Below are 12,826 nucleotides of genomic sequence, written 5' to 3'. Positions count from 1 at the left end.
TCTCTGACTCCCTGAGGTTAAAGCGCGTTCTGTTTACGCAGGCTGATCTTTTGCACAATATCGCGATAGGTTTTTTCATCCAGCGAATAGCAGGCGACAAAGAGGGCGCTGAGGGCAAACATCGCGCCGGGGAATAGCGTCATCAGTACGTTAATGCCGTTAATCGCGCTGGCGGTAATGTTGCCCGCGTCATAGTGGTAATAGTCCAGCATCCAGCCCGCGCAGCCGCCGCCGATGGCCATCGCTATTTTGGTAATGAAATTAAAGAAACCGTAAATTGCGCCTTCGGTGCGCACCCCATGGTGCCACTCGGCATATTCCACGGTATCGGCAATCATTGACCACATTGAAACGAAACCCATCCCCAGCGTAATACTGTACAGACACACGCCGGTCATGATCAGCCAGATATTGTCGCCGGCAATAAAATATTGCATCAGTACGCCCACAACGCCGATCGACAGCGCCACCAGCGTCATTTTCTTTTTACCTATCAACGCAATGATTTTTTCCGAAATAACGGTACCAACAATATAAGCCGCCGACTGAATCATAAAGAAGGTTGAGGTAAAACCTTCGCTACCAATTATATATTTGATAAAGTAAATAGCGATCGCCATCCACACGGTATAGGCAATATAAAAAAAGACGGTGAACATCGAGAGGTTAATTAGCGGCGCGTTGCCTGCCACCGCCTTCAACATTTCCCGCAGCGTCGGCGCCGGAGTCTCTTCCTCTTCTTCACCAACGCGCTCTTTGGTCATCCCGAAGCAGGCAAGGAACAAAAACGTCGCCAGCAGCGCAAAGCAAGAGACGGCGAAGACGTACCCCAGCTGTTTATCGCTAAACGGGGAAATCAGCCTGTCCGCAGTAGTGGACACAATCAGATAGCCAACAATCGCCAGGACAAACCGGTATACCGACAGCGATGAACGGGAGGCTTCATGCTGGGTTAAACGGTTGGTCAGCGCCGAATAAGGCGTATTTACCGCCGTATAGGCCAGGCAATAAATAGTATAGGAAATCAGTGCGAAGTAGAATTTGGCCTCACCGCCGAAAGGCACAAAGCAGAGCACCGTTAAGAAGCCGAGCGGAATTGAACCATACAACAACCAGGGTCGAAGCTTACCGTAGCGGCTGTGGGTTTTATCGATGGCAAAACCAATCAGAATATTAAATGCCGCATCAACCACGCGGGCAATAACAAAGATCAGGCTCGCCTGTACGGCGCTAATGCCGTAAATATTGGTATAGAAAAAAAGTAAAAACAGAGAAACGAAACCAAAGGATAAATTAGAGGCGAAATCGCCAAAACCATACCCTATTTTTTCTTTAACGCCGATAACCACATAGCTTGTCGAAAGTTTTCCTGCTGTTTCCATTTTAGGCTACCTGTTAATATAATCAGTGGCCTCAGTATATGGCGTCGCCTGGCGCGCCGCTTTGCGTTATTTGTCCGGGCATTTCCTGTTTTTTGTCTTTATGCAGAAGTGTGAAAGGAGTCACAGGAGGGAGAATTCCGGCGGTGACCGCCGGAACTGGAATAATTAACCGTTACCGTTATTACGGCTGCTGGAACGACGGTTGTTATTATTATTGCTCACCTGGCTGTGGCGCTTAACCGCGCGGCGAATCTGATTGGCCTTCATACGACGGCGATCTTTTTCGACGGCGACCTTAGAGGTGGTTTCCGGCGTAAGCTCGACCAGCTCACGCAGGTAGTTAGTTTGCGCCAGGTCCAGCTCGGTGTAGCCGCCGCGCGGCAGGCCTTTCGGCAGTAGAATATCACCGTAGCGCACGCGGATCAGGCGGCTGACCTGTACGCCAACGGCTTCCCACAGGCGGCGAACTTCGCGGTTACGTCCTTCGGTCAGCGTGACGTTATACCACTGGTTAATCCCTTCGCCACCGGTAAACTTGATGGTTTTGAACGCTGCCGGGCCGTCTTCCAGCTGCACGCCGCGAGAAAGCTGGCGCAGCTTGTCATCATCTATCTGGCCAAACACGCGCACTGCGTATTCACGTTCCACTTCGCGGCTCGGGTGCATCAGGCGGTTCGCCAGTTCACCATCGGTGGTAAACAGCAGCAGGCCACAGGTATTCACGTCCAGACGACCAACGGCAATCCAGCGCGCGCCGCGCAGCTTTGGCAGACGATCGAACACCGTCGGACGCCCTTCCGGGTCGTTACGGGTGCAGAGCTCACCCTCCGGCTTGTAGTAGGCCAGCACGCGGCAAATCTGTTCCGCAGACTCTTTCACCGAGATCAGGTGACCGTCGATACGAATTTTTAAACCCGGGACAATTTCAACGCGATCGCCAAGGGTGGCGATTTTGCCATCGACGCTGACGCGGCCAGCTTCGATTTTGGCTTCGATTTCACGGCGGGAGCCGTGGCCAGCGCGGGCCAGCACTTTTTGTAATTTCTCGCTCATTGAGCTTCCTTAAGGTGTCGCCTTCCCAGGCGTCTGGTATACTTCGAAAAACAGGACGTGAGGCAAAATGAAACCTAACACCCTGTTCTGTAAAATTTTTTTGCATCAGCGCGTGCCGTTATCTATGTTGCAACAGCAGACATAACAGAGACACGCCTTCTCGCGTGGGCGAACATGGTACACGAACTTTAAGATGAATGCTTCTTTGCGTTACGAGCATAGCACAACTTACCGCGCACCTCCGTCCGGGCGCATGGCGCGCTGATGGAAGCCAGGTAGCACAATAGGGTCTTTTGCAGAGGATGAACCATCAAAAGGCGCGCGGCATTGCGCCGCGTTGAACGGCGGCAAATAAAAGCGGCGAGCGGGGATTCATTACATGACGATTCCTTCCATGGAAACAGGCGTCATTACAGGAACGGCGTCACGTCCCCGACACCTTCACGCACTACGACCGGCGCGTCTTCGGTAAGATCGATAACCGTGGTCGGCTGCTGGCCCAGATAGCCGCCGTGAATAATCAGGTCCACCTGCTTCTCCAGACGATCTTTGATCTCTTCCGGATCGGATTCGGTAAAGTCGCTACCTGGCAGCATCAAGGAAGTGGAAAGCATTGGCTCACCCAATGTTTCCAGCAGCATCTGCGCAATCGGGTTGGACGGCACGCGCATCCCGATAGTCTTACGCTTCTCCTGCAACAGGCGGCGCGGGACTTCTTTGGTGCCCTTGAGGATAAAGGTGTAGTTACCCGGCGTATTGTTTTTAATCAGACGAAAGGCCACGTTATCGACGAATGAATAGGTCGACAGCTCGGACAAATCGCGGCACATCAGAGTAAAGTTGTGACCGTTTGGCAAATTACGGATCCGGCAAATCCGTTCCATCGCGCCTTTATCTTCAATTTTACAGCCTAAGGCATAACCGGAGTCGGTCGGATAGACGATGACCCCGCCTTTACGCACAATGTCCACCGCCTGGTTAATTAACCGCGCCTGCGGGTTTTCCGGATGGATATAAAAAAACTGGCTCATATTTCCCTCTCAATTTTGTTCTACGGCCACTTCCCAACTGCGCCAGATCCCTTCTACGCCCGCGGGCAGCCAAAGTTTACGGCCCAGTTCGATCCACGGACAGGGCTGATGAAAATCAGACCCCTGCGAGGCATCCAGGCCATACTGCACGGCGTAAGCGGCAAGCTGAGCACGCTCGTGCGGCGCCTGTTGACATTGCGCCACCTCCATCGCATCCCCGCCCTGTTCGCTAAAGTGGGCCAACAGACGTTTCAACCACTTGGCGGAAAGGTCATAGCGCCCGGGATGGGCAATGACCGCCTTACCGCCAGAATGATGAATGACATCAATCGCTTGTTTTATTGTACACCACTGAGGCGGAACGTAACCGGTTTTCCCGCGCGCCAGATACTTCTTAAAAACGTCAGCCATGTTGTTGGCATAGCCAGCCTCCACCAGAAAACGGGCAAAATGGCCGCGCGTCACTGCACCGCCGTCCGCCAGCTTCAGCGCCCCTTCCCAGGCCCCGGGGATCCGCGCTTTTTCCAGCCGCTCGGCAATCTGCTGGCCCCGCATCTGGCGACGCGCTTTCTGTTCATCAAGCAGCGCGGTCATCGCCGGATGGCCGATATCGATATTCAGCCCGACAATGTGAATTTCATGATTTTCCCACAATGTGGAAATTTCCACCCCGGTAATCAGCGCCAGCGGTAAGCCGGCGCGTTCAATTTCAGCCTGAGCCGCGGGAATTGCCGCCACGGTATCGTGGTCGGTAATCGCCAGGGTGCCGACGCGCATCTGGTGGGCGCGATGGACAAGTTCTTCTGGAGTCAGACGCCCGTCAGAGGCGATAGTATGGCTGTGCAGGTCGTAAATCACTGCGTAATTGGTGTTGCTCAAGATGACTCCTGCTGGACATGAACCTGTACCCGTCATACTTTAAGTCACAGGCAGATTGACTGTGATTCTGCAGCTTAAGTGATTCAGGATATCAATAAGCGCATCATCATACCGACTCAGAGAGAAAATCTGCAAACAGGGGTTGACTTTAATCTCCCGGACTAGTTAACTAGTACGCAAGTTCACATGAAGGGGTATTAACGATGAAAACGCAATTTATCACTCTGCACGGCTGGTGGCGCACCTCCTGTTATCGGGCGGCGTGATCGCGTTTTGCACTCAGCATACAGATACCCGGCCCGCCAATGAGCGGGCTTTTTATTGGACAAATTATTATAGCGAACAGGCGACAACAATAATGCAAACATCAAAACCGGCACTCGAGCTTCTCACCAGCGACGCCATCTATCGGGAAAACCCCACGGCATTGTTCCACCAGATCTGCGGCGCGCGTCCAGCCACCCTACTGCTGGAATCCGCTGATATCGACAGCAAGGATGATTTAAAGAGCCTGCTGCTGGTGGACAGCGCCCTGCGCATTACCGCACTTGGTGACACTGTCACTATTCACTCATTGTCCGCCAACGGTACGGCGCTGCTGGAACTGTTGGATAGCGCCCTGCCCGCCGGCATCAATAATCAGCGTCAGCCAAATAGCCGGGTATTAACCTTCCCGCCGGTCAGCGCGCTGTTAGATGAAGATGCCCGCTTATGTTCACTCTCGGTCTTCGATGCTTTTCGCCTGCTGCAGGAGCTGGTTACCGTTCCGCAGGACGAGCGCGAGGCCATGTTCTTCGGCGGCCTGTTCGCCTATGACCTGGTCGCCGGTTTTGAAGACCTGCCATCGCTGGAAAACGACACCGCCTGCCCGGATTACTGCTTCTATCTCGCGGAAACGCTGCTGGTTATCGACCATCAGACCAAAAACACCCGTATCCAGGCGAGCCTGTTTACGCCGTTGGAAAGCGAAAAGCAGCGTCTGCTTGAGCGGATCGCTCAGCTTCGTCAGCAGCTGAACGAGCCGCCGCTGCCGCTGCCGGTGACTACGGTTGCCGAGATGCGCTGCGACTGCGACCAGAGCGACGAAGAGTACGGCGCCGTGGTGCGTAAAATGCAGCGCGCCATCCGCGCGGGCGAGATTTTTCAGGTCGTGCCGTCGCGCCGATTCTCGCTGCCCTGCCCGTCGCCGCTCGCCGCTTATGATGTGCTGAAAAAAAGCAATCCGAGCCCGTACATGTTCTTTATGCAGGACAACGATTTCACCCTGTTCGGCGCTTCTCCGGAGAGCTCTCTCAAGTATGACGCCACCAATCGCCAGATTGAAATCTACCCGATCGCCGGTACCCGCCCGCGCGGCCGTCGCGCCGACGGTTCGCTGGATCGCGATCTCGACAGCCGCATTGAGCTGGAGATGCGCACCGACCATAAAGAGCTCTCCGAGCATCTGATGCTGGTCGATCTTGCGCGTAACGACCTCGCGCGCATCTGTACGCCGGGTAGCCGCTACGTCGCCGACCTGACCAAAGTCGACCGCTACTCCTTTGTGATGCACCTCGTCTCCCGCGTGGTTGGCGAGCTGCGCCGCGATCTTGACGTTCTGCATGCCTACCGCGCCTGTATGAATATGGGCACCCTCAGCGGGGCGCCGAAAGTGCGCGCCATGCAGCTTATCGCCGCCGCTGAAGGCAAACGCCGCGGCAGCTACGGCGGCGCGGTGGGCTACTTTACCGCCCACGGCGACCTCGATACCTGCATCGTTATCCGTTCCGCCTACGTGCAGGATGGCGTCGCCACCGTCCAGGCCGGCGCCGGAATCGTGCTCGACTCTGTTCCCCAGTCAGAAGCGGATGAAACCCGTAATAAAGCTCGCGCGGTGCTGCGCGCTATCGCCCAGGCCCACCACGCGAAGGAGATTTTCTAATGGCCGACATTCTGCTGCTCGATAATATCGATTCTTTTACCTATAACCTGGCAGACCAGCTGCGTTCGAACGGCCATAACGTGGTGATTTACCGCAACTCCGTCCCGGCGCAGGCGCTGATTGAGCGCATCGGCACGATGAAAAACCCGGTACTGATGCTCTCTCCCGGTCCGGGGACGCCGAGCGAAGCCGGCTGTATGCCAGAGCTGCTAACCCGCATGCGCGGCAAGTTGCCGATTATCGGTATCTGCCTCGGCCACCAGGCGATTGTCGAAGCCTACGGCGGCTACGTCGGCCAGGCCGGCGAAATCCTCCACGGTAAGGCTTCCAGTATTGAACATGACGGACAGGCGATGTTTGCCGGTCTGAGCAACCCGCTGCCGGTGGCCCGCTATCACTCGCTGGTGGGCAGCAATATCCCGGCAGGACTCACCATCAACGCCCACTTCAACGGAATGGTGATGGCGGTGCGTCACGACGCGGATCGCGTCTGCGGCTTCCAGTTCCACCCTGAGTCAATTCTGACCACCCAGGGGGCACGCCTGCTGGAGCAAACCCTGGCTTGGGCGCTGCAGAAGCTGGAGCAGACCAACACCCTCCAGCCGATTCTGGAAAAACTGTACCAGGCCGAAACCCTGAGCCAGCAGGAGAGCCATCAGCTGTTCTCTGCGGTGGTGCGCGGTGAAGTCAAACCCGAGCAGTTGGCCGCCGCGCTGGTGAGCATGAAGGTGCGCGGTGAGCATCCGCAGGAAATCGCTGGCGCCGCCACCGCGCTGCTGGAAAACGCCGCGCCGTTCCCGCGCCCGGACTACCCTTTTGCCGACATCGTTGGTACCGGCGGCGACGGCAGCAACAGTATCAATATTTCGACCGCCAGCGCCTTCGTTGCCGCCGCCTGCGGCCTGAAGGTCGCGAAGCACGGCAACCGCAGCGTATCGAGTAAATCAGGATCGTCCGACCTACTGGCGGCATTCGGTATCAACCTCGATATGAATGCCGATAAATCTCGCCAGGCGCTGGATGAACTGGGCGTTTGCTTCCTGTTCGCCCCGAAGTATCACACCGGTTTCCGTCACGCGATGCCGGTCCGTCAGCAGCTCAAAACCCGCACCCTGTTTAACGTGCTTGGGCCGCTGATCAACCCGGCCCACCCTCCTCTGGCGCTGATTGGCGTTTATAGCCCTGAACTGGTGCTGCCGATTGCGGAAACCCTGCGCGTGCTGGGCTACCAGCGCGCCGCGGTGGTGCATAGCGGCGGTATGGATGAAGTATCGCTGCACGCGCCGACGGTGGTCGCGGAACTGAACCATGGCGAAATCAAGAGCTACCAGCTGACCGCCGCCGACTTTGGCCTGACGCCTTACCATCAGGAGCAGCTGGCAGGCGGCACGCCGGAAGAAAACCGTGACATTCTTACGCGCTTGCTACAAGGTAAAGGCGAGGCCGCTCACGAAGCCGCCGTTGCCGCCAACGTCGCCATGTTGATGCGTTTACATGGATACGAAGATCTGAAGGCCAACGCGCAGCAGGTCATCGATGTGCTGCACAGCGGAGCGGCCTATGACAGAGTGACCGCATTAGCGGCAAGAGGGTAAATAATGCAGACCGTTTTAGCAAAAATCGTGGCCGACAAAGCGATTTGGGTAGAAGCCCGCAAACAACAACAACCGTTAGCCAGTTTTCAAAATGAAGTGGTACCGACGCAGCGCAATTTTTATGACGCCCTCGCCGGAACCCGCACCGCGTTTATTCTCGAGTGCAAAAAAGCCTCGCCATCAAAGGGGCTGATTCGCGATGATTTTGACCCGGCGGCCATCGCCGGCGTCTACAAGCACTACGCCTCGGCTATCTCGGTGCTTTGCGATGAGAAATATTTCCAGGGCAGCTTCGACTTTCTGCCGATCGTCAGCAAGGTCGCGCCGCAGCCGATTTTGTGTAAGGACTTCACCATCGATCCTTACCAGATTTACCTGGCGCGCTACTACCAGGCCGACGCCTGTCTGCTGATGCTTTCAGTGCTGGATGATGAGCAGTATCGCCAGCTCTCTGCCGTTGCGCATAGCCTGAACATGGGCGTGCTGACCGAAGTGAGCAATGAAGAGGAGCTGGAGCGCGCGATTGCGCTGAAGGCGAAAGTGGTCGGCATCAACAACCGCGATCTGCGCGATATGTCGATTGATCTCAACCGTACCCGCACCCTGGCGCCTAAGCTCGGTCATGAGGTCACGGTGATCAGCGAGTCCGGTATCCATACCTATGCAGAAGTGCGTGAACTAAGCCACTTCGCCAATGGTTTCCTGATTGGCTCAGCGCTGATGGAGCACGCCGACTTGAACGCCGCCGTGAAGCGCGTGCTGCTCGGCGAGAATAAGGTCTGCGGCCTGACCCGCCCCCAGGATGCTCAGGTGGCGTATGAATCCGGCGCGATCTACGGCGGCCTGATTTTTGTCCCGACGTCGCCGCGAGCGGTGAATGACGCTCAGGCGAAAGCCGTCATCGATAGCGCGCCACTGAGCTACGTCGGCGTGTTTCGCAATACCCCGGTGGCGGAAGTTGTCGCCCGCGTGGAAAATCTGAGCTTAGCCGCGGTACAGCTGCACGGCAGCGAAGACCAGGCCTATATTGATACCCTGCGCGCCGAACTTCCGGCAACGGTGCAAATCTGGAAGGCCCTCAGCGTCGGCGAAACCCTACCACAGCGCAATCTGCATCACGTCGATAAATATATTTTCGACAATGGTCAAGGCGGCACCGGCCAGCGTTTCGACTGGTCGCTGCTGCAAGGTCAGGACCTGCGGAACGTTCTGCTGGCAGGCGGCCTCGGTGCCGATAACTGTGTGGAAGCCGCCAAAAGCGGCTGTGCCGGACTCGATTTTAATTCAGGCGTAGAGTCGCAGCCGGGTATTAAAGATGCCAGCAAACTGTCCTCTGTATTTCAAACGCTGCGCGCATATTAAGGAGCAATAATGAGTACTTTACTGAACCCCTACTTTGGCGAATTCGGCGGGATGTACGTTCCGCAGATCCTGATGCCCGCCCTGCGCCAGTTGGAAGAAGCGTTCGTCAGCGCGCAGAAAGACCCGGCATTCCAGGCTGAATTTACCGACCTGCTGAAAAACTACGCGGGTCGCCCGACGGCGCTGACCAAATGCCGGAACCTTACCGAAGGCACCCGCACCACGCTGTATCTCAAGCGTGAAGACCTGCTGCACGGCGGCGCGCATAAAACTAACCAGGTGCTCGGCCAGGCGCTGCTGGCGAAACGGATGGGTAAAACGGAAATTATCGCCGAAACCGGCGCCGGCCAGCACGGCGTTGCCTCTGCGCTCGCCAGCGCCCTGCTCGGCCTGAAGTGCCGTATCTATATGGGCGCTAAGGATATCGAACGCCAGTCGCCGAACGTTTTCCGCATGCGCCTGATGGGTGCTGAAGTGATCCCGGTACATAGCGGTTCTTCTACACTGAAAGACGCCTGCAATGAGGCCCTGCGCGACTGGTCCGGCAGCTACGAAAAAGCCCACTATATGCTCGGCACCGCCGCCGGTCCGCACCCGTTCCCGACCATCGTGCGTGAATTCCAGCGCATGATTGGCGAAGAGACCAAAGCGCAGATCCTCGAGAAAGAAGGTCGCCTGCCGGATGCGGTTATCGCCTGCGTCGGCGGCGGATCGAACGCCATCGGCATGTTCGCCGACTTTATCGACGAAACCGCTGTTGGCCTGATTGGCGTGGAGCCGGCAGGTCACGGTATTGAGTCCGGCGAGCACGGCGCGCCGCTGAAGCACGGTCGGGTGGGTATCTACTTCGGTATGAAATCGCCGATGATGCAAACAGAAGAGGGGCAGATTGAGGAGTCCTACTCCATCTCCGCCGGACTGGACTTCCCGTCAGTAGGGCCGCAGCATGCGTATCTGAACAGCATTGGCCGCGCCGATTACGTGTCAATTACCGATGACGAAGCGCTGGATGCCTTTAAAGAACTCTCCCGCCATGAGGGGATTATCCCGGCGCTGGAGTCCTCCCATGCCCTGGCGCACGCGCTGAAAATGATGCGTGAAAACCCGGAAAAAGAGCAGCTGCTGGTGGTTAACCTCTCCGGCCGCGGCGATAAAGACATCTTCACCGTACACGATATTTTAAAAGCGCGAGGGGAAATCTGATGGAACGTTATGAGACGCTGTTTGCACAACTGAAAGCTCGCCGGGAAGGCGCGTTTGTTCCCTTCGTCACCCTCGGCGATCCGAATCCGGAACAGTCGCTGAAAATTATCGATACGCTGATTGAAGCGGGCGCCGACGCGCTGGAGCTGGGCATTCCCTTCTCCGACCCGCTGGCTGACGGCCCGACGATTCAGGACGCCACCCTGCGCGCATTTGCCGCAGGCGTCACGCCCGCCCAGTGCTTTGAAATGCTGACAGCAATTCGTCAAAAGCATCCGACCATCCCGATCGGCCTGCTGATGTACGCCAACCTGGTCTTCAGTCCGGGCATTGATGAATTCTACGCCGCGTGCGAACGCGCAGGCGTCGATTCCGTACTGGTCGCCGATGTCCCCGTGGAAGAGTCCGCGCCGTTCCGCCAGGCCGCGTTGCGCCATAACATCGCGCCGATTTTCATCTGCCCGCCGAATGCCGATGACGATCTGCTGCGCCAGATCGCCTCTTACGGTCGCGGTTATACCTACCTGCTGTCGCGGGCGGGCGTGACCGGTGCGGAAAACCGCGCCGCGCTGCCGCTGCATCATCTGATTGAAAAGCTGGCCGAGTACCACGCCGCGCCGCCGCTGCAGGGTTTTGGCATCTCGGCGCCGGAGCAGGTGACCGCGGCGATTGACGCAGGCGCAGCCGGCGCGATTTCCGGCTCTGCCATCGTCAAAATCATCGAGCGTAACGTGAACGACCCGCAGGCTATGCTCGCCGAACTGAAAGCCTTTGCGCAAAGTCTGAAGGCTGCCACCAAAGCCGCGTAAGCTAGTCCGCCGTCCGGTCCCGCGCCGGGCGGCTATTTCTGTTGCAAGCTGCCGGCATAGACAAAATAGCGCCAGCACATCATCTTGCGTCCACCCCGCCAGCACCTCATTCATCAGCCGCGTTCTTGCTTGCGCAATGCGTGTAATCATCTCCTGGCCCGCTTCGCTGAGCGTCACTTCGCTAATCCGCCGCTCTTTCGCATTGGGCTGCTTTCGCGCCAGCCCCAGGGCTTCCAGCTTTTTCACCTGCCCTTTCCGCTGCCGATATTGCTCTGAGCGGTACTGCGCTCCGCGCCGCTGCAGCTGATGGGCAGCGGTATTGGCAGCCTATCAGTGTCCCAGCGGCTGACCGCTGCGGGGGAAATGCTGCAGGCTGCCGTTACGGGCGGGTTTACCATCGCCACCGCTCCCCAGATCGCCACGGCGTGGCCTCAGGATAACCGCCAGAAACGCACCATTTTTATCGTCGATTAAAAAATGATTCCGCACAAAAGTTGGGGTTGATATATTAAATGAGAAATATTATCTTTCTCATTACCGAATAGTTGAGTAATCAACTCAGGTATTCGGTACGACATTGCTCACATTGCTTCCAGTATTTTTGCCCGCACTTGTGCGGGCTTTTTTTATGGCTGCCGACATACTCTGCGCACCAGTTGCCTTAGCCAGCGATGCGCTAATTCATGCTGCTGGCGAGGATGCCACATTTGTGACACCGTTATCTCCGGCACGCTCACCGGGAGAGGAAAACCGATCATCTCTTTTCCCGCCGCGCTCCGCAGACAGGAGGCCGGGACAACGGCGATAAGTTCAGAATCCCGGGCAACGGCCAGCGCGGCGGAAAAAGCAGGCACCACCGCGGCAATTCTGCGGCTCATTCCACATGCCGCCAGCGCTTCATCAACCGGCCCTCGGATCGCCCCGCGACGGGAGGCTATGACGTGCCCTACGGAAACAAATTGTTCTCGCGACAGATCGGCAAAGGCGGCTAACGGGTGTGTTTTGGCCAGTGCGGCGACAAAGCGATCGCGAAACAGCGCCTGCAGGCGGATCTCAGGCCCCATATTTTCAAGTACGCCAATTTCCAGGTCCACCAGCCCCTCGCGTAGAAATCGGGCATTTTTCTCCGACTTCGCGGCAAACTCCAGCGTCACACCCGGCGCTTCTTGTGCGACAGCGTTCACCAGCGCCGGGCCAAAAACGTCTATAAATCCCTCATTGGTACGTAACGTAAATCGCTTCTCAAGGGTCAATAAACTCAGCGGCGCAGGCGAAGCATTAAGCACCGCGCGCATCTCAGTGACGACGTTTTTTGCCCGCGCCTGCAGACTTTCCGCATGGGGAGTCAGCACCATTTTTCGCCCGGCTCTGACCAGTAGCGGGTCGCCGGTTACCTGCCGTAAGCGCGCCAGCGTACGGCTCATCGCCGACGGGCTAAGCTCAAGCCGCTTTGCCGCCCCGGCAACGCTCTTCTCGCTCAACAGCACATCCAGCGCAGCCAGTAAATTAAAATCGGGATCGGTCATCTTTTCTCCATTCCAGGATATGGCGTCTGATGCACTTTATTATTGCAAATGCTGCGCCTTCCGCC

The 12,826-nt window shown here is 57.0% G+C and carries 10 protein-coding genes, 2 pseudogenes and 1 other annotated feature; of the genes and pseudogenes, 6 read left to right on the top strand and 6 right to left on the bottom strand.

The genetic code is table 11. The annotated features are described in order from the left end of the window. Window positions 1-17: 17 nt before the first annotated feature. The 4 genes from KCG39_RS02850 to rnm form a co-directional block, all read right to left on the bottom strand. Window positions 18-1,382 (bottom strand): MFS transporter, encoded by a 1,365-nt coding sequence (locus KCG39_RS02850; protein ID WP_123828194.1) that lies wholly within the window; start codon window positions 1,380-1,382, stop codon window positions 18-20. 165 nt (window positions 1,383-1,547) lie between these two features. Beyond that, complete coding sequence (gene rluB, locus KCG39_RS02845; RefSeq protein ID WP_004121268.1) at window positions 1,548-2,435, bottom strand: 23S rRNA pseudouridine(2605) synthase RluB; 888 nt, start codon at window positions 2,433-2,435, stop codon at window positions 1,548-1,550. Window positions 2,436-2,845: 410 nt separating this feature from the next. Beyond that, window positions 2,846-3,466: an L-threonylcarbamoyladenylate synthase gene (locus KCG39_RS02840; protein ID WP_004121270.1), complete on the bottom strand. Its 621-nt coding sequence runs from the start codon at window positions 3,464-3,466 to the stop codon at window positions 2,846-2,848. 9 nt (window positions 3,467-3,475) lie between these two features. Further along, window positions 3,476-4,345 carry an RNase RNM gene (rnm, locus tag KCG39_RS02835; protein ID WP_004121271.1) on the bottom strand — a complete coding sequence of 290 codons (870 nt, stop codon included), beginning with the start codon at window positions 4,343-4,345 and terminating at the stop codon, window positions 3,476-3,478. Window positions 4,346-4,572: 227 nt separating this feature from the next. Beyond that, window positions 4,573-4,668, top strand: a sequence feature (Trp leader region). Between the two features lie 35 nt (window positions 4,669-4,703). On the opposite strand from rnm, the gene KCG39_RS02830 reads away from it, so the two are divergent. The 5 genes from KCG39_RS02830 to trpA are packed head-to-tail and all read left to right on the top strand — an operon-like array spanning window position 4,704 to window position 11,235. Next, window positions 4,704-6,266, top strand: a complete 1,563-nt coding sequence (locus KCG39_RS02830) for an anthranilate synthase component 1 (RefSeq protein ID WP_004121274.1) — start codon at window positions 4,704-4,706, stop codon at window positions 6,264-6,266. Further along, window positions 6,266-7,861 (top strand): bifunctional anthranilate synthase glutamate amidotransferase component TrpG/anthranilate phosphoribosyltransferase TrpD, encoded by a 1,596-nt coding sequence (gene trpD / locus KCG39_RS02825; RefSeq protein WP_004121277.1) that lies wholly within the window; start codon window positions 6,266-6,268, stop codon window positions 7,859-7,861. Before KCG39_RS02830 ends, trpD begins: the two co-directional genes overlap by 1 nt. 3 nt (window positions 7,862-7,864) lie before the next feature. Next, complete coding sequence (gene trpCF, locus KCG39_RS02820) at window positions 7,865-9,223, top strand: bifunctional indole-3-glycerol-phosphate synthase TrpC/phosphoribosylanthranilate isomerase TrpF (RefSeq protein WP_004121279.1); 1,359 nt, start codon at window positions 7,865-7,867, stop codon at window positions 9,221-9,223. Window positions 9,224-9,232: 9 nt separating this feature from the next. Further along, entirely contained in the window at window positions 9,233-10,426 is a 1,194-nt protein-coding gene (trpB, locus tag KCG39_RS02815; protein WP_004121281.1) for a tryptophan synthase subunit beta, read from the top strand. Then, a complete protein-coding gene (gene trpA / locus KCG39_RS02810; protein ID WP_004121283.1) occupies window positions 10,426-11,235 on the top strand; it encodes a tryptophan synthase subunit alpha in 810 nt (269 codons plus the stop codon). The genes trpB and trpA overlap by 1 nt, the downstream gene beginning before the upstream one ends. Before the next feature lie 33 nt (window positions 11,236-11,268). On the opposite strand, the pseudogene KCG39_RS27705 reads toward trpA, so the two are convergent. Then, window positions 11,269-11,487: pseudogene (locus tag KCG39_RS27705) on the bottom strand (MarR family winged helix-turn-helix transcriptional regulator); the annotation flags it as partial. Window positions 11,488-11,511: 24 nt separating this feature from the next. On the opposite strand from KCG39_RS27705, the pseudogene KCG39_RS02805 reads away from it, so the two are divergent. Further along, window positions 11,512-11,709: pseudogene (locus tag KCG39_RS02805) on the top strand (quinone oxidoreductase family protein); the annotation flags it as partial. 152 nt (window positions 11,710-11,861) lie between these two features. Here the strand turns inward: KCG39_RS02805 and KCG39_RS02800 are convergent. Then, window positions 11,862-12,761 carry a LysR family transcriptional regulator gene (locus tag KCG39_RS02800; protein WP_004121285.1) on the bottom strand — a complete coding sequence of 300 codons (900 nt, stop codon included), beginning with the start codon at window positions 12,759-12,761 and terminating at the stop codon, window positions 11,862-11,864. Between the last annotated feature and the right edge of the window lie 65 nt (window positions 12,762-12,826).

It is taken from the genome of Klebsiella pasteurii (genome assembly GCF_018139045.1).
GTDB classification, from domain to species: Bacteria; Pseudomonadota; Gammaproteobacteria; order Enterobacterales; family Enterobacteriaceae; genus Klebsiella; species Klebsiella grimontii.
The sequence above is the reverse complement of the archived record's forward strand: the minus strand, read 5'-3'. Positions and strand labels throughout refer to the sequence as shown.

What these genes read in the sequence shown, in the direction of transcription:
- KCG39_RS02850 (WP_123828194.1), bottom strand. Translation starts at nt 1,382, where the DNA reads ATGGAAACAGCAGGAAAACTTTCGACAAGCTATGTGGTTATCGGCGTT.
- rluB (WP_004121268.1), bottom strand. Translation starts at nt 2,435, where the DNA reads ATGAGCGAGAAATTACAAAAAGTGCTGGCCCGCGCTGGCCACGGCTCC.
- KCG39_RS02840 (WP_004121270.1), bottom strand. Translation starts at nt 3,466, where the DNA reads ATGAGCCAGTTTTTTTATATCCATCCGGAAAACCCGCAGGCGCGGTTA.
- KCG39_RS02830 (WP_004121274.1), top strand. Translation starts at nt 4,704, where the DNA reads ATGCAAACATCAAAACCGGCACTCGAGCTTCTCACCAGCGACGCCATC.
- trpD (WP_004121277.1), top strand. Translation starts at nt 6,266, where the DNA reads ATGGCCGACATTCTGCTGCTCGATAATATCGATTCTTTTACCTATAAC.
- trpCF (WP_004121279.1), top strand. Translation starts at nt 7,865, where the DNA reads ATGCAGACCGTTTTAGCAAAAATCGTGGCCGACAAAGCGATTTGGGTA.
- trpB (WP_004121281.1), top strand. Translation starts at nt 9,233, where the DNA reads ATGAGTACTTTACTGAACCCCTACTTTGGCGAATTCGGCGGGATGTAC.
- trpA (WP_004121283.1), top strand. Translation starts at nt 10,426, where the DNA reads ATGGAACGTTATGAGACGCTGTTTGCACAACTGAAAGCTCGCCGGGAA.
- KCG39_RS02800 (WP_004121285.1), bottom strand. Translation starts at nt 12,761, where the DNA reads ATGACCGATCCCGATTTTAATTTACTGGCTGCGCTGGATGTGCTGTTG.